At 35.6% G+C, this 17,591-nt stretch carries 15 protein-coding genes, 1 pseudogene and 1 other annotated feature; of the genes and pseudogenes, 10 read left to right on the top strand and 6 right to left on the bottom strand.

Annotated elements, in window-relative coordinates:
• The first annotated feature begins 57 nt into the window (after positions 1–57).
• Together RBU59_RS13055 and RBU59_RS13050 are read left to right on the top strand one after the other, a co-directional pair.
• Positions 58–930: a carbohydrate ABC transporter permease gene (locus RBU59_RS13055; RefSeq protein ID WP_308148296.1), complete on the top strand. Its 873-nt coding sequence runs from the start codon at positions 58–60 to the stop codon at positions 928–930.
• Entirely contained in the window at positions 920–1,756 is an 837-nt protein-coding gene (locus RBU59_RS13050; RefSeq protein WP_308148295.1) for a carbohydrate ABC transporter permease, read from the top strand. The genes RBU59_RS13055 and RBU59_RS13050 overlap by 11 nt, the downstream gene beginning before the upstream one ends.
• A gap of 121 nt (positions 1,757–1,877) precedes the next feature.
• Here the strand turns inward: RBU59_RS13050 and RBU59_RS13045 are convergent, their stop codons facing one another.
• Together RBU59_RS13045 and RBU59_RS13040 are read right to left on the bottom strand one after the other, a co-directional pair.
• Entirely contained in the window at positions 1,878–2,003 is a 126-nt protein-coding gene (locus RBU59_RS13045; RefSeq protein WP_308148294.1) for an IS3 family transposase, read from the bottom strand.
• Positions 2,004–2,147: 144 nt separating this feature from the next.
• Positions 2,148–3,206 carry a LacI family DNA-binding transcriptional regulator gene (locus RBU59_RS13040; RefSeq protein ID WP_308148293.1) on the bottom strand — a complete coding sequence of 353 codons (1,059 nt, stop codon included), beginning with the start codon at positions 3,204–3,206 and terminating at the stop codon, positions 2,148–2,150.
• 449 nt (positions 3,207–3,655) lie between these two features.
• On the opposite strand from RBU59_RS13040, the gene RBU59_RS13035 reads away from it, so the two are divergent.
• The 7 genes and pseudogenes from RBU59_RS13035 to RBU59_RS13005 all read left to right on the top strand — a co-directional run bounded on the left by RBU59_RS13035 (position 3,656) and on the right by RBU59_RS13005 (position 10,104).
• Positions 3,656–3,814, top strand: coding sequence for a hypothetical protein (locus RBU59_RS13035; RefSeq protein WP_308148292.1), 159 nt, complete (start codon positions 3,656–3,658; stop codon positions 3,812–3,814).
• An 86-nt stretch (positions 3,815–3,900) separates the two neighbouring features.
• Positions 3,901–5,409, top strand: coding sequence for a recombinase family protein (locus RBU59_RS13030; protein WP_308148291.1), 1,509 nt, complete (start codon positions 3,901–3,903; stop codon positions 5,407–5,409).
• 28 nt (positions 5,410–5,437) lie between these two features.
• A pseudogene (locus RBU59_RS28675) lies at positions 5,438–5,521 on the top strand (manganese catalase family protein); the annotation flags it as partial.
• Positions 5,522–5,790: 269 nt separating this feature from the next.
• A complete protein-coding gene (locus RBU59_RS13020) occupies positions 5,791–6,771 on the top strand; it encodes a biotin--[acetyl-CoA-carboxylase] ligase (protein WP_308148290.1) in 981 nt (326 codons plus the stop codon).
• A gap of 72 nt (positions 6,772–6,843) precedes the next feature.
• The gene (gene bioB, locus RBU59_RS13015; protein WP_308148289.1) at positions 6,844–7,800 is read left to right on the top strand and encodes a biotin synthase BioB; all 957 of its coding nucleotides are present in this window, start codon (positions 6,844–6,846) and stop codon (positions 7,798–7,800) included.
• 147 nt (positions 7,801–7,947) lie between these two features.
• Entirely contained in the window at positions 7,948–8,493 is a 546-nt protein-coding gene (locus tag RBU59_RS13010; RefSeq protein ID WP_308148288.1) for a biotin transporter BioY, read from the top strand.
• A gap of 459 nt (positions 8,494–8,952) precedes the next feature.
• Positions 8,953–10,104, top strand: coding sequence for a methyl-accepting chemotaxis protein (locus RBU59_RS13005; protein WP_308148287.1), 1,152 nt, complete (start codon positions 8,953–8,955; stop codon positions 10,102–10,104).
• A gap of 29 nt (positions 10,105–10,133) precedes the next feature.
• On the opposite strand, the gene RBU59_RS13000 is transcribed toward RBU59_RS13005, so the two are convergent.
• The 3 genes from RBU59_RS13000 to rpoD all read right to left on the bottom strand — a co-directional run bounded on the left by RBU59_RS13000 (position 10,134) and on the right by rpoD (position 13,046).
• The gene (locus RBU59_RS13000) at positions 10,134–10,511 is read right to left on the bottom strand and encodes a helix-turn-helix domain-containing protein (RefSeq protein WP_308148286.1); all 378 of its coding nucleotides are present in this window, start codon (positions 10,509–10,511) and stop codon (positions 10,134–10,136) included.
• A 423-nt stretch (positions 10,512–10,934) separates the two neighbouring features.
• On the bottom strand, positions 10,935–11,648 hold the full coding sequence (locus tag RBU59_RS12995) for a lysophospholipid acyltransferase family protein (protein WP_308148285.1): 714 nt from the start codon (positions 11,646–11,648) through the stop codon (positions 10,935–10,937).
• Positions 11,649–11,930: 282 nt separating this feature from the next.
• Positions 11,931–13,046, bottom strand: a complete 1,116-nt coding sequence (gene rpoD / locus RBU59_RS12990) for an RNA polymerase sigma factor RpoD (RefSeq protein WP_308148284.1) — start codon at positions 13,044–13,046, stop codon at positions 11,931–11,933.
• A 662-nt stretch (positions 13,047–13,708) separates the two neighbouring features.
• Here rpoD and RBU59_RS12985 point away from each other — a divergent pair.
• Entirely contained in the window at positions 13,709–15,409 is a 1,701-nt protein-coding gene (locus RBU59_RS12985; RefSeq protein ID WP_308148283.1) for a S8 family peptidase, read from the top strand.
• 190 nt (positions 15,410–15,599) lie between these two features.
• Here the strand turns inward: RBU59_RS12985 and RBU59_RS12980 are convergent, their stop codons facing one another.
• Positions 15,600–16,979: a TrpB-like pyridoxal phosphate-dependent enzyme gene (locus tag RBU59_RS12980; protein WP_308148282.1), complete on the bottom strand. Its 1,380-nt coding sequence runs from the start codon at positions 16,977–16,979 to the stop codon at positions 15,600–15,602.
• 232 nt (positions 16,980–17,211) lie between these two features.
• Positions 17,212–17,468 (bottom strand) — a binding site (T-box leader).
• Between the last annotated feature and the right edge of the window lie 123 nt (positions 17,469–17,591).

Raw genomic sequence — 17,591 nt, 5'->3', positions numbered from 1 at the left:
AACATGTTTTTAGAATAAGGAGGCGATACGCCTCCTTATCTATAAAGGAGAAATGTAATGCAAAAAGGACGTAGAAAATGGGGATTGATTTTTATTATTCCTCAATTAATAGGTTTAGTTATATTTGCAATCATACCATTAGGTATGAGTTTTGGCATTAGTTTCAATGAGTGGGATGGAATAGCATCGGAAATGAAATTTGTTGGACTTCAAAATTATATTGGACAGGTAATGGATTCGGATTTCAGAAAATCCTTATTAAATACGTTAATTTATTCGCTTCTTTTTATACCGATCGATCTGATATTGGCATTAGCACTGGCATTGGCAGTGCAGAAAATTAAAGGGAAAAATATATATAGATTGTTCTATTTTATGCCAGTTGTAACCGGATCGGTATCGGTTGGTGTAATTTGGACATGGATTATGAATGGAGATTTTGGACTTCTTAATACTGCATTGGCTTCTATAGGCATTGACGGTCCTAAATGGTTGACGGATCCTAAAATGGTGTTAATATCCATTGTCATTGTGTCCGTATGGTGGAATGTTGGATATAATATGGTACTTCTTCTTGCTGGTTTACAGAATATTCCGGAGGTTTATTATGAGGCAGCACAAATTGACGGTGCGAATAAATTGAATTCATTCCGGCATATTACGGTACCGATGCTTTCTCCAACGCTGTTCTTTGTATTAATAATGACGATAATAAGTTCTTTTCAAGTATTTGATCAGGCGTTTGTTATGTCCAAAGGCGGTCCAATGAAAGCAAGTTACACACTTGTATACCATATATATCAAAATGCATTTGTAGATTTTAAAATGGGACGTGCTTGTGCATCTTCTGTGATTTTGTTTGTGATTATTTTGACTATTACATTGATTCAAATGTATGGATCGAAAAGGTGGGTGTACTATGAACAATAAGAAAAAGGTTAGAGTTGGTAAAATTTTGTTGTATGTGGTACTTAGCCTTGGGGCAATAACTATGATACTTCCTTTTACATGGACTATTTTGAGTTCCTTGAAAAACATGGGACAAACATTTGCATCGCCACCCAAAATATTGCCAGATCCGATTGTTTGGGAAAATTACCCGGATTCACTGGCAACACTTCCTTTCGGACGTGCATATTTTAATAGTTTTTATATTGCATTTGTGGTTGTGGTTATTCAGTTGCTTACAGCTACAATGGCAGGGTATGCATTTGCAAAATTGAAATTTCACGGGAGTAATTTTGTGTTTATCTTATTCTTGGCGACTATGATGATTCCGTCACAGGTTACGATGATTCCGTTATTTATTATTATGAAGTATTTGGGACTTTTAGGTACGCATTTATCTTTAATTCTTCCGGCAGGCTTATTTAATGCATTTGGAGTATTCTTAATGAGACAATTTATAGCCGGAATCCCAAATGAACTGGAAGAAGCGGCAGTTATAGATGGAGCTACGGTACCACAGATATTTTTTCGAATTATTATACAATTGGTAAAACCCTCTATGGCAGCATTTGGTATTTTTGTATTTCTAGGACAGTGGAATAACTTCTTGTATCCATTGATTTTCTTGAACAAAACAGAAACTTTTACGGTTCCGCTTTTACTCAATTTCTTTAAAGGTACCTATGCTACTAATTATCCGCTGCTTATGGCAGGTACAGTAATATCAATTCTTCCGGTACTTATTGTATATATGTTTTTCCAAAAACAAATTATTCAAGGAATAGCTATTACAGGAATGAAAAATTAATAGTTTCTTTTAAGAGGTTGTCGCACTAGTGGTTGAATAACCTGGAGTGCCCCCCGTTAAGAGACAAATAAAATATTTATTTTTTAGGTTATGTACCTGCCAGTCCTGGCAGGTACATTTTTTATGCTGCTTCCAGATATCTAATATGGTATTCCATAAAAGTCGTAGCAAGCAATTTACGCTGCAGCCGTTTAGCATTGTAATAAATTATGTAATCAGATACCGTTGTATTTTTCGCATAAGACATATTGGATTATCTTGTATTAACATATTCATTTACTGCTTTAAGTTTTAATTTCTCTAAACAAAACAGCCCTTTTTCGTCCTATAGTACCGCCAGGAACGAGATTTCAAACAGATGGGCAGAGTTGAACTGTGGTTAAAAATCTCCTTATTGTTGTTTACAACTGTTTCTTTTAATTAGTTGGATCGGTGTATGCAAAACTAATGGAAACTTTCGACCCTGGATCTGTGAAAGTAAAGCAAATCCGGCAGTTTCTCCTATTGTGGGAATGTTTAGAGAAATTGTGCTAAGGGAAGGATTTAGAAAACTAGTGTATGGTATATTGTCAATACCAATAATGGAAATATCCTTTCCAATCTGTATATTGTGTTCCTGAAATGATTTATAGGATCCCAAAGCCATTTCGTCAGATGCAAATAATATGGCAGATGGCAAAACGTTTTTTTGAATTAATTGTGTAGTGATACGGTAACCTTCTTCCGAAGAAAAATAATCGCCAATCCACATTTTTTTAGAAGGATCAATATCATTTTGCAGACAATAATCTCTAAAAGCAAGATGCCTGGAATCTAATGCTTTTTCTCTTTTTTGTTGATTGAATTGTGTGATGTAATCGTAAGATCCAATAAATCCAATATCTGTAATCTTGAGAGAATGGAAATATTCAGCTGCCATTTTTATAACTTCGTAAAAATTGACTTGAACGGAATCGAATTGTTTATCGGGAGCAGCATAATCTATGATTAGTTTATATTTGATATTAGCAATTATAGGGTGATATGGATCTAAATGAAGTTTTCCGAGTATAATCAAGGCATCCATTCCGGATAGTGCTTCATAAGAATCTTCAACAATGTAATGAAATTCCAATTTATAAGATAGCGGTGCCTCGTTGAGAAAAGCTGTGCAGCTATTAAGAATTTTGCTGTAATAATCATCATTTTTATCACTGAAATTAAGACTAAAGCTGAGAACTCCAACTTTTAAAACAGATGAAACATTACTTTTTCCTTTCGGGTTGTTTCTTTTTCCGTTGTTGGGTGTACGCTTTTTTATCTTTATATCATAATTCATAGCTGCAGCAGTTGATAAAACTTGTTCTCTGGTTTGCACAGTAACTGAAAAATCCGGGTCATTATTTAAAATTCTTGAAACGGTAGCTTTTGATACACCACATACATTAGCAATATCACTTAATGTTGCCATTTGTTCCACCTCGTTTAGTAAATGTTTTGTGTTTACTATACCATATTTAGGTGATGATATTCAAGAAAAATGTTTGCATATAACTAGCTATGCTTGATGAAAAATACGTGTATTGTTAATATTATACGGTTATAATATATTTTTTGATATGTACAATTATTTATGCAATTACATTTTTATTCTCAACAATTACTGTTATTACCAACGGAGTCTATTAAAAAAGTTAATTATTACAAATTGTTTACTGAATGTTTTAGTGAACAGTATAAGAAATAACAAGTGCAATTGGTCCAAAACATGGCGTCATGAATAACTCTGCTGATATAATGTTATATTTATAATTTATGAACGCACGCTGCTGCTTATAGTAAGCAGCTTTTTCATTTTTATATCATACCGGACGAGCAGTAATACATAATTTTAAGTGTAAGAATAATTGGAGGCTTTCTATGCAGGAGAATGATACTGTATATCAAATTGAGACATCTGAGATTAATCAGGAAAAAATGAAATTTATTGTGGTTAATCGCAAACCTGTCAAAATAGATACAAGTACAAGGGATAACATAGAACAGGAACTATATAAAATATTTATAAAGTATGTTTAATGGGTTGCCTCAATGATGTGTTTGCTGATAAAAACATCTGTGGGCGGCTCTTTTTATAAATGACAGAGGGAGGTGTAAGTTGAACGATGTATAATGCGTTATATGCTCGTCAGTCAATATTAAAAGAAGATAGTATCTCGGTAGAGAGCCAGATTGAATACTGCCAATATGAAATCCATGGTGAGCCTTTTAAGACGTATATTGACCGTGGGTATAGTGGTAAGAATACCAATCGTCCCTCGTTTGAAGAAATGCTTCAGGATATTGAGACAGGAAAAGTAACCAAAGTTATAGTCTATAAATTAGACCGGATCAGCAGGTCCATATTGGACTTTGCAAACATGATGGATAAATTCCAGAAACATAATGTTGAGTTTATATCCAGTACGGAAAAATTTGATACTTCAACACCTATCGGCAGGGCTATGTTAAATATCTGCATTGTATTTGCACAGCTTGAAAGGGAAACAATACAGAAAAGGGTTGCTGATGCATATTATTCACGAAGTAAAAAAGGATTTTACATGGGAGGCCGTGTACCATATGGCTTTCGAATAGAAAAAACAGTAGTTGACGGAGTGAATACTTCCAAATATGTACCTGTCCCTGAGGAAAGTGAGCAGATCAGTTTACTTTATGCTATGTATGCGGATAATAATAATTCTTTAGGAGATGTGATCCGCTGCCTGGTTAAGAATAATATCGAAAATCTTCGCGGAGGGGTATGGAGCACTGCAAGAATATCTGAAATGCTCCGTAATCCTGTATATGTGAGGGCAGACGCTGATGTGTATGAGTTTTTTAAAAGCCAGGGTGCTAATATCATTAACCCGGTAACAGACTTTATCGGTGTAAATGCTTGCTATTTATATAAAGGGTCGGTTTCTGAAACAAGAAAACAATGTGACTTAACGGATAAAGACATTGTATTGGCACCTCACGAGGGAATTGTATCTTCAAAGGATTGGATTAAGTGCAGAATAAGATGTCTGAATAACAGACAATCCACTAAAACCTGCAAACCCAAAAATTCATGGCTTGCAGGAAAAGTAAAATGTGGTAATTGTGGATATGCTCTCACGATTGCAAAGTCAAATACGAAATGGGGAAGATATTTTGTATGCAGCGCCAGATTAAGTACAAAGAAATGCAAGGGTGTGGGTAAAACAATTTATGCTGATCTGCTGGAACAATATATGTTTAATGCAATTAAAAAGAGACTTTCCGGGTTTAGTAAATTATCTGCCAATCAGAATGACATCCGGTCTAACCCCAAATTAAATGATGATAAGATACGTTTATCCCAGGTAGATAATGAAATAGAACAATTACTTGGGAAAGTTAACAGCGCCAATGATGTATTGATACGGTATATTAATGAAAAGATTGAGAAGCTGGATGCAGAACGTAACAGATTAAGAGAAGAAATAAACAAACTGACCTATACTTCCACGGAAAAAGATAAGAAAATTATTAAAAATCATGTGGAAAAGTGGGAAGAACTATCTTTTGCCGATAAACAGTCTGTGGTCGATGCATTAATTAAAATTATATATATTGCGGATGACAAACTAGATATTACCTGGAACATATAAAACTGCTTATATTTTGCTTGATCCTGTACGCTTTGGTGAATCATTAAGAATCGTACAGGATCATTTGGATTCCAGAAACTTCTATGCATTTAACCCGGAATTTGATAAATAACTCTTATAAACCTGATTAATTTTCTCAGTAAATAATCTATATATAACCTGTTCTTTTCTTCTCTTATAAAAATGGAGTGATTTCTATATCGCTCCATTTTCATAAAAATAAAATATACAAGCTATGGCAATTGCGAACAAGTATATTATATACTATATGCAGTAAGTTTAATGCTTTAAAAAAAGAATTCCAAATGTCAACCTAATTAAATTAAAAGGTTGACATTTGGAATTCCTTATGTTATTTTATTTTTTGAGGAGGTGCTTTTTATGAGTGCAAAACAGCATGTGCTATCCGTATTAGAGCAAAATAAGGGAAACAATGTATCCGGTGCTAAGCTGGCACAAGAACTTTCCATCAGCAGAAATGCAATTTGGAAAGCTATTAAAAACCTTCAACTGGAGGGATATAATATTACCGCAGTTCCCAATAAAGGATACTGCTTATCGGAAGATAATGATATTTTATCAAATGAAAGTATTATACCCTATTTATCAGATACTATTAGACCTGTTAATCTGGAAGTGCGCAAATCAGTTACTTCTACTAACACAATATTAAAAGAGCTGGCGAGTGAGGGAGAAGCCGAGGGAAAAGTACTGATAGCGGAGGAACAGACCGGAGGGAGAGGACGTTTAGGCCGGAATTTTTATTCACCTTCCAGGACCGGGTTATATATGAGTGTACTTTTACGGCCAAAAGTAACGGTAGAAGATTCCCTTTATATTACTACTTCCGCTGCTGTTTCGGTAGCTAAAGCCATAGAGAAAGTTACTGGCTGTGAGGCTGAAATTAAATGGGTGAATGATATTTTTTGCAACGGTAAAAAAGTATGCGGCATTCTTACAGAAGCCGGAGTTGACTTTGAGGGAGGCGGGCTGGAATATTGTATTGTAGGAATTGGGATTAATGTAGCCAGGCCTCGGGAAGATTTTCCGGATGATATAAAAGAAATTGCCGGAGGAATTTTTGAACCCAATAGGTATTCATCCAATCTTCGAAGTAAATTAGCAGCCGAAATTCTTAATTACTTCTGGGGATATTATTCGGAATTTTCAAAGAAAGCATTTATAGACGAATACCGCAGACGCTCCTTTCTAATAGGGAAAGAGATAAACATTATATCCGGGGATAAATTACAGAATGCTAGAGCATTGGAGATAGATGAGAATGCACGGTTAGTGGTTCAATTACCGGATGGTGAAATTAAGGCATTATCTTCAGGTGAGATCAGCATAAGACCTAAGTAATACATGGCACAGAGTTCATCTTCATTTAAAACAATATATTGGTTATTTGACACACTAAAATACGAGGTAAATATGAAAGCACTGGCAGATAAAATTATTAATGGCGATCGGTTAAGCAGAGAGGATGATTTAGACTGGCTCTTAACTGCTGATTTAGCTGAACTATGTGATGGAGCGAATAGAATCCGTGAGTTTTACCGGAACAATAAAATTAATTTGTGCGCAATAATAAACGGAAGAAGCGGTAAATGCAGTGAGGACTGTAAGTTTTGTGCTCAATCCGGACAACATAATACGGGGATAGCAGAATACGGGTTTTTAGACAGGGATGTTATCTTGGAGGATTGCAAAAGGCATGAAGAGGAGGGAGTACATCGATATTCCATTGTGACAGCGGGACGGACACTGAAAGGTGCAGACTTAGCTAAGGCACTTATGGCATACCGGAAAATGAAAGAAGAGTGCAGAATCGATTTATGTGCTTCACATGGGCTGTTAACGGAAGAGGATTATATTGCTCTTAAAGAAGCCGGCGTTACCAGATATCATGAAAATATTGAAACTTCGAAAAGAAATTTCTCCAATATCTGCACAACCCATACATATGAAGATAAGATAAACTGCATATATTTAGCAAAAAAAGCAGGACTGGAAGTCTGTTCCGGAGGTATTATCGGTATGGGCGAGACTTGGGAGGACCGTATTGATATGGCAGTCAGTTTATCAGAGTTAGAAGTGGATTCCATACCGATCAATGCCTTAATGCCCATAAAAGGAACTCCTTTGGAGAATTACCCTATGATATCCCAGGAGGACGTATTAAGGACCATAGCAATTTTCCGTTATATTAATCCCCAGGCAGATATAAGACTGGCAGCCGGACGGGCTATTATGGAGCATTCCGGAGAAAAAGCATTCCTTTCCGGTGCTAATGCAACGATAACCGGAAATATGCTTACAACTTCCGGAAATAATATAAAACAGGATATTACAATGCTTGAAAAGCTGGGATTTGACTTATCAAAGTAGAGGTTATACCGCAGAAACGGCATCATGACAGGAACCGGCGAAAGAAAATAATAATAAAGAAAGGACGCAACATTTCAATGCTTTCAACCATTTTTAGTTGTGGCAATATCACATCTGTAAGCAGGTGAGATATGAAATGGTATAAATATGAAGAACAAAAGAATTAATACAAAAGAATTAACTTTAATTGGGCTTATGACAGCAATTACCTGTATACTGGGCCCTCTGTCCGTACCTTTACCAATCAGTTTGGTACCAATATCATTTACCAATTTGGCAATCCTTTTTACTGTATTTTTATTAGGATGGAAAAAAGGAACAATCAGTTATCTCATATACCTTTTAATCGGTTTTGTGGGAGTCCCGGTATTTTCCGGTTTTAGCGGCGGGCCGGGAAAACTGTTAGGACCTACAGGAGGATATCTGGTAGGATTTATATTTTTAGCAGTTATCAGCGGATTATTTATAGATTATTTCAAAGGAAAAATCTATATGTATGCTATTGGTATGGTATTAGGAACGGTATTTACTTATTTACTTGGAACGGCCTGGCTTGCATTCCAGATGCACCTGTCTTTTTATGAAGGACTTATGATGGGTGTTATACCGTTTATACCCGGAGATATTCTAAAAATAATAGCGGCACTGATTCTAGGACCGATACTCAGGAAAAATATAGCTAACATAGTGTAAAGAGTCTCGCCAAGACCAAACGAGCCAAAAGTCTCGGGTATGAGGCACAGGATAATTAATAGAATAGAACTAATTCAGGGGTTGTTGCCAATCTTAGAATACCAGCTTGCGAGAGAATAACAGGTGCAGGTTATGTATTCGGAAGATTTTGCTGCATCCCTTTTATTATTTTCAAAGTAGATCAATTAGGGATGCTTTATAGAAGTAATAAAAATATAATTTTAATTCAAAAAGATATAAAAAGATGTGCATGAATGCACACAATCCTATTGACAATGTGCGTTTATGTATATATAATGGTAAACGAAGACAAAAACTAACAAAATATGATATAATGTAACAAATAATGTAAATTGTAAACGAACAACAGACAGTCTATATGTTATCAATTTCTTTATATTAACGTTGCTCCAATAATTTAACAGACTTTATAGGCGGCTAAGAGATGGAGGATAGGCAATGATTCATTTATCAGGATTAGAAGAATGCAAACTTATGATTGAGACACTTGCTGATTTGGTTCATGGTGGAATTTTATTCGGTGTGATTGAAGGTGATACCGTTATATGGAGGAAAAGATCAAATGCCTTTGATTTAGATGTCTTAAATATTGGTTTCAAATTAGATGAAAATTCTACAACCATGAAAGCAATCCGGGATAAAAAAGTTATGATTCAGAATATATCCAGAAATGTATATGGTAAAAGGTTAAAGATATCTTCTTTACCTATAATAAAGGAGGACGGTGAAATGTTTGGGGCTTTATCCATCGCGGTGCCTCTCCTGCACCCGGTTGCAGCTTCTTTTAATAATTTTGCCCCAATTCTGGTTGAGATGTTTATAGAGGGAGCTTTTCTTTATATAACTGATTTAAACAAAGTTGCTTATAGACAGGATTCTGAAAGATTCCAGGTTCCAATATTTGATATAGGATATGAATTAAAGGAAACAGATGTTGCATATCAGGTTATCAGAGAAAAAAGGCCAAAAAGTGTGGAGTTGGATGCTTCTAAATTCGGTATCCCTGTATTTGTTGCCAATTTTCCGCTTTTTGATGAAGAAAATGAAAATGAAATTGTTGCAACCTTAGGAATCATTATGCCAAAACAAAATGCAGTTGTATTACGTGAAATGTCGGGTAATCTTGAAAACAGCCTTTCAGGTATTTCTTCGGCATTGCAGCAGTTAGCTGCATCTGCAACGGAGATTCATACCAATGAACAGACTTTAAATGATACAATTAATGAAGTAACAGGTATATCGGATGAGATTAAATCAGTATCTGCGTTTATTAAAGAAATTGCAGATCAGACAAAGATGCTCGGTTTAAACGCCTCAATAGAAGCTGCAAGAGCAGGAGAAGCCGGTCGTGGTTTTGCCGTAGTTGCCGACGAAATCAGAAAATTATCGGATCAATCGAAAAGTACGGTACCTAAGATTAATAAATTAACCGATGCTATTAAAAGTAAAGTGGAAGATGCCAGTTTAAAAAGCAAAGATTCTTTAAATGCAAGCCAGGAACAGGCAGCCGCAACGGAAGAAATTACCTCAAGTATTGAGGAAATAACCACAATGTCAACGGAACTTGGGAAATTGGCGTTGAAGGTTTAAGACGGTTTTATACTGGCAGAGTATAATCTTCATATGGAATCCTTGTCTTTTTGAAATATAATAAATTTAACGAAACGAATCACTTCATTTCGTTCATTATCATTTAATTGCTGATAGAGGTTTAAGAATTCGCCCAGTAAGTCATCACAGAGTTCTGTATTAATGGCAGTATCAATGTCAGGTTGATTATGAACAGCAGGAACCGGAAGTTCTCCCGTAAGTAACCATTCCACACTGGTATCCAGGTTTTTGGCAATAAAATAAAGTACATCTGCCTGAGGAACAGAATTTTTATTTTCGATTCTGCCAATACTTGTATGATGGATTCCTGATAAATTACCTAATTCTGTTTGGGATAACCCTTTTTTTACTCGTAATTCTTTTACTCTGCTGCCTAAATTAGCCATAGTAATAACCCCCTGTATCATAGTAGCAAGCTAGAAAACGATTTACTTGAGAAAGAATCTCAAAGCGAAAAGATATATAGATTTTAACAAATTTTAGTTGCTTTTTCTATAGTTTATTATAAGTTTATAATAAATACATAGGAATTAAAATTATTGTTCACTTCTTAGCAAAAGCAGCAGTTCTGCGAACAATAACACGCTTTGCGATGCACACAAAAGGCAATAGCATCGTTCCTACGCTGCAAATGTCCGGTATTCTTATGACAAAACACTCACAAAAAACTCGACGAGTTTGTCATCTGTGAACAGTAACGAATGAAACAATAATATTCTCGTTAGAACCCTCCCGTGTTCTGAGATAAGAAAAGGCTAAGATCACTCATCTTAGCCTTTTTAATATATTATGATATTTATAATTCCGATTTAAACGGTTTCATATTCTTCGATTATATTTTTAATTCTGGAAGAAACAATATCGGCAATTTCACCGGATTTCATTCCCTGATAATCCTCATAATATAAGGGCTCCAGATAATGAATCTGTACGGTTAATTTTGATACGGAGTGAGTATCAAATGCCTTATATGAATCAATAATGGCTACCGGAACAATAGGGCATTTTGCATTCATGGCACATTTAAAACTGCCACCCTTAAATTCCTGAATTTGATTTTTATTTCTTGACCGGGTCCCTTCCGGAAAAATTAAATAATTACGGCCCTCTTTTACTTCTTTTGTAACTTCCATTAAAATCTTCATAGACTGCCTGACATCTTCCCTGTCTATAAACTTTGATTGGAGTATATGAAAAATCTGTTTTAAGAAAAAGATATTCTCAACTTCTTTTTTTGATACCGTAGCAAATGGCTTTTCATGGGTTTCCAATAAGATTAAGGCATCAAACATACCCTGGTGATTGGAATACATAATATAACCGTTTTCTTTTGGGAGGTTTAAAAGCCCATAACACTTTATCTGAACACGGCCCTTGCGGTTAGCGATGGCAGTCAGCCGATGCAGCATGGCATATCTGGTAGGTTCATCATATTTATCAATATTGCAGTAACTGAATATTTTATATAACCAATAAGGCAATTGAAAGAAACAACGAATGACCATTAATATAATTCGTTCCATAGTAACCTCCATGGGTATAATCACATTTTATAGTATACTTTCATTATTTTATAAAGCTCTTATTAGATTTAAGAAGCTCCTAAATGAGGTTCTTTTATAATTAATAAGTTCTTCAATAATTATTTACATTTAATATTATTATAAACCATTTTATACCATTATAAAACCCTTATAATATTATAAAATTCTTATTAAACAAAAAAACTTTATATAATTATAATTTTAATTTGAGCGTCAAAAGCCCACTCGGAGTATATCGGACCCTTGACGCCCAAATCGATTTTACATTATATCGTAACCCTTAAGCATTCTTGCTCTGCTGGGGTGTCTTAATTTTCGTAAAGCTTTTGCTTCTATCTGCCTGATTCTTTCACGGGTTACGTTAAATTCCTTACCAACTTCCTCAAGTGTTCTGGTTCTGCCGTCTTTTAAACCAAATCTCAGAATTAATACACGTTGTTCACGTTCTGTTAAAGTCTCTAATAATTTAGAAATCTGATCCTGCAAAACTGAATAAGAAGCAGCATCTTCCGGTCCCATAATTGAGTCGTCTTTAATAAAATCTCCTAAATGGCTGTCATCTTCTTCGCCAATCGGCGTATCCAAAGAAATAGGATCAGCAGAAACTTTAAGAATCTCCCTGACTTTTTCAATGGGAAGTTTCATAGCGTCAGCGATTTCCTGTTCGGAAGGTTCACGGCCTAATTCCTGTAGAAGGCTTCTGGATACACGGTAAGTTTTATTAATTACCTCAGACATATGTACCGGGATACGAATGGTACGTGACTGATCAGCAATGGATCTGGTAATTGCCTGGCGAATCCACCAGGTAGCATAGGTACTGAACTTATACCCTTTATTATAATCAAATTTGTCTACTGCTTTTATTAAACCTAAATTACCCTCCTGAATTAAATCCAGAAAAGATAATCCACGGCCAACATATCGCTTTGCAATACTTACTACTAACCTTAAGTTGGATTCCGCTAATACCTGCTTAGCATGAGCATCGCCTTCTTCGATTTTCTTAGCAAGCTCAATTTCTTCTGCAACAGATAACAGAGGATAACTGCCGATTTCCTTTAAATATAACTTAACCGGGTCATCGGACATAGTTCCCACCATGGAGAAATCCTCTAAATCCAAAAGGGCAGCTTCATCGCTGTCTTCTAATTCCATTATAATTTCATCATCCGGTTCGTCTTCTTCAATAGGATTTAAAATTACAATATTGTGCGCCTCAAGATACTCATATATTTTATCAATTTGCCTGACATCCAGGTTCATCTCTTTAAAAAAGTCATTTACCTTACCTATTTCAACAACACCTTTATTATCATTGGCATAGGATAATAATTCTCTTAATTTTTCTTCAAAATTATGTGCTACTTCGCTCATCATATTCCTCCATGGGTCTGGTTGCTTGTAATGTACAATAAAAAAAGAAACTATTTACAAAATTAAGAGTCCCTTTTTCATAGTATGATTAATCACGGGACATTTCATGCAAAAATATTTAGTAAATAAGTTTCCTGGGACGATATTATCACCAAATATCATTATAGCACAGGCTGTCCGAGAAGAAAAGAAGATTTTTTATTTTCGACATATTTCGGCTGGTATAAAAACTGTTTCCGGCCTTGTATTTACTGATATAAAAGTTTATCATTAAAATCTAAACGTATACGAGGGAAGCAGTGAGGCGAAATTTCATATATGTATGACCTTTTTTTGGCTTTTATTATAAGTTATGATTAACTTTTTATTTTGTGATAAATTTATAACCATTGTGTTTTAAATTTAAATAAATTGATAATTAATATATAACTATAAATATATTAGATTCTGTCTTGAAAAAATCAAAAGCTTAAAAATTATATAAAAAGATATCTATAAATAAAATATGTATGTAAATGATAAAATATCCGTGCTTTATCAGAGTCTGCAATTTTATATTCTAAAATATAGTGTCAGTATTTAAAAGATGTATTCTGTATCTGGTTTTAATAGTTTGCTATATAGAATATAAATATATTATCATAAAACTTATAGGTATATATATGAATGAAGAAGACAGATTTAAAATCGTCAGCAACGATTATGCGGATTTTATAGTTGACAATATCACACTCCAAAGTTTCTATTCCTCCTACTCTAATGTGTCTGACCTCAGGATTAATAGTGTATATTCTGTAGCGTATATACCGGTTACTTATTTCGATAAAAATGTAATTTACAATATTGGTTATGAGGCAATACCAAAATGTTTTGGATTAATGTCAATTAACAGAAAAGAAGCAACTAACTCAATGTATACTCTACAGTATACTGATTATGATTTAAGCGGAAACGGAATATTAATAGGATTCGTAGATACGGGAATTGATTATAGGAATAATGTATTTAAGTATGCGGATAATTCAAGTAAAATTACAGCAATATGGGACCAGACCATTGAAAACGGAAACAGATACCCTGATGGTTTTTTTTATGGAACAGAGTTTAGCAGAGAAGAGATTAATGCCGCATTACTAAGCGAGAATCCTATGTCAATCGTCCCAAGTATGGATGAAGTAGGTCATGGAACTGTTTTAGCCGCTATAGCAGGAGGTTCATACGATGCAGACAATAACTTTATTGGAGTGGCACCAAATGCTGAATATGTGGTTGTTAAATTAAAACCTGCAAAGACAAATTTAACAGAATTTTACTTTCTGCAGCAGGATGCCATCTGTTATCAGGAAAATGATATTATACTGGGTATAAATTACCTAGTTCAGACGGCAGCTAAATTAAATCGTCCCATTGTCATATGTTTGGGAATCGGATCTTCCCAAGGATCACATCTTGGAGAGGGAATATTTAATAATTATTTAGCTACTATGGGACAGTTAAATGATGTTGCAATTATTGTAGCCGCAGGCAACGAGGGCAGCAGCGGACATCATGTCTATGGAGAAATCAGCCCTGAATATACATTTAACGATATATATTTAAATGTCGGTAATAATAATCCTGGTTTTTTTATGGAATTTTGGGGTAATGCACCTAATGTTTTTACAGTTGATGTTTATACACCCTCCGATGAATTCGTTGGCCACGTTCCATCGGTATTTCTTCAAGAAAGTACATTGGAAATGGTTTATTACGATACAAGTGTAACTGTGGATAATATACTGGAAAATTCATTGGGAGGAGATCAATTTATGCTCTTTCGTATTAGAAATCCAATCAGCGGAACTTGGAGGTTTCGCATTATCTCTTTGGGTAATTTACTGTCAAATTTTAATATTTGGCTGCCAATTACGAACTTCCTTACGGCAGAGACTTATTTTCTTAATTCCAGTCCATATATAACCATTACGACACCGGGAAATGAGAAAACGGTATTAACAGTCACGGCATATAATACTGCCGATCAAAGCTTATATGAAAATGCAAGTAAAGGTTTCACAAAGGATAATCAACCAAAGCCGGATATTACTGTTCCCGGTGTTAATATATTGGCACCAGGTATAGGCAATCAATATATGCTTAACACAGGAACAAGTGTAGGGGCTGCTTACGCATCCGGGATTGTAGCATTACTGCAGGAATGGGGAATCATAAAGGGAAATCAAACAGCATTACCAAGTTCTAAAGTAAGAAGTATTCTGACCATTGGCGCTGACAGGTTTGAGGATATGATTTATCCTAATCCGGACTGGGGTTTTGGAATTGTTAATTTATCCAATTCCATCTCTCTGGCGCAAAAACGCTGAATTTAATAAAGTTTAGTGATAAATAATACATTAGCTTACAGTATTCAATTTAATTACTCTTTCAGCTAATGTAAATTGTAAACTTAATAAGATAATAAGTGCACTGCAAATCATCAGTTACATTGATCTGACTAAACAGTGCACTTTTATAGCGTTTCAATTTATTATACTACTAAGATCAGCTATTTCCTTACTCTTGAATTCCCGGAATTTTGGGCAGCTGTGAAAATCCGATTTGCAAATCATCATCGGTAGGAATGTAATCAGTCATCTTACCCTCCAAGTAAGCGTTATAGGCCATCATATCAAAATAACCGGTTCCGGTAAGGCCGAAGAGTATCGTTTTGGCTTCCCCGGTTTCTTTGCATTTTAATGCTTCATCAATGGCTGTGCGAATAGCGTGAGAAGATTCCGGTGCCGGAAGGATGGTTTCCTGCTTGGCAAACAGGCAGGCAGCTTCAAATACCTTGGTCTGCTCTACGGCTGTCGCTTCCATATAACCATCATGGTACAATTTAGATAAAATCGGTGACATACCATGATATCTTAAACCACCGGCATGGTTAGCGGAAGGGATAAAGCTGGATCCTAAGGTGTACATTCTGGCCATCGGAGTTACTCTGCCGGTATCACAGAAATCATACGCATATTTACCACGTGTTAAGGAGGGGCAGGAGGCAGGTTCCACTGCTATGATTCTAGGATCTGCCTTACCAAGAAGTTTATCCTGCATGAAAGGAGCAATTAAACCGCCCAGATTAGAGCCGCCGCCGGCACATCCGATGATAATATCCGGATATTCGCCCAGTATTTCCATAGCTGTTTTAGTTTCCAAACCAATAATCGACTGATGCAGCAGTACCTGGTTTAAAACGGATCCCAGCACATAACGGCAACCCTCTGTAGTGACTGCTTTTTCCACAGCTTCTGAAATTGCACAGCCAAGGCTTCCGCCGGTTCCGGGGTTTTCAGCCAAAATATTACGTCCTGCATTCGTTGTTTCACTTGGGCTGGGGATAATAGCTGCATCAAAGGTCTGTATGATAGATTTGCGAAAGGGTTTCTGCTCATAAGAACATTTCACCATGTATACGGTAAGAGGGATATTATAATAGGAACATGCTTCTGCCAATGCTGTACCCCATTGTCCTGCACCGGTCTCCGTTGTCAGGCTGGTTAAGCCCTGTTCCTTGGCATAATATGCCTGGGCAACAGCGGAGTTTAATTTGTGGCTGCCGGAGGTGTTGTTCCCTTCAAACTTATAATATATTTTAGCCGGAGTACCCAGTGCTTTTTCCAGATTGTAGGCACGAATTAATGGAGATGGACGGTACATTTTATAAAAATCCTGTATCTCCTCCGGAATATCAATATATCTTGTCTTAGCATCCATTTCCTGGTGGGCGAGCTTTTTACAGAAGACAGGATATAAGTCTTCTTCCGTAGCGGGCTTAAGGGTTCCGGGGTTTAACATGGGATCCGGCTGTTCTCTCATGTCAGCGCGAAGATTATACCATTTCGTTGGCATCTGATCCTCCGTAAGATATAGTCTGTGTGGAATTTTTGCCATAATAAATTTCTCCTTTCAATTTAAGTTAATGATAGGTGATTGCGAGACAATACAGTTATTTAAATATTCCATACAATTCCTGCGAATTTTATAGCTTCAGTTGCTTTTAGGGGCAAGATCCGGCTCTAAAATTGTATGAATTGCATGTCATATAAATATAAGTTTTGAGGTTCGCAATTACCTGTAAGTTAATGCTTTTAAGATATAAAAAAAGACCCTTGTCTCAGTAAATTACTGGGACAAAAGTCTATATCTGCTTCTGCGGTACCACCCTGCTTGGTGAATAAAATCACCCTCTTATACCATATACGTTTCATATATGCTCCCAGGATAACGGGTGGAGTTCCCGTTGGGCATTACTCAGCTTATTAGCCTTTCTTCCCAACCTCTTAAGCCCATTCCGTCCGGATTCAATTACCTTAATCACACCAACATAAGGCTCTCTGAAAATGAAATGCCGCACGTACTTTTCTTAATCAACGGTTTATTAATATTTATTCATTTACTATATTATATTGTGAATTTTATACATTGTCAATTATAAAATTTGTAAAATTAGTTAAAATATTTGTTAAAATTCAGCATATTGTGAAAGATATATGAAATAATATA

This window comes from Anaerocolumna sp. MB42-C2 (assembly GCF_030913705.1).
Classification (GTDB): Bacteria; Bacillota; Clostridia; order Lachnospirales; family Lachnospiraceae; genus Anaerocolumna.
This window is presented reverse-complemented; position numbering and strand designations above follow the sequence as displayed.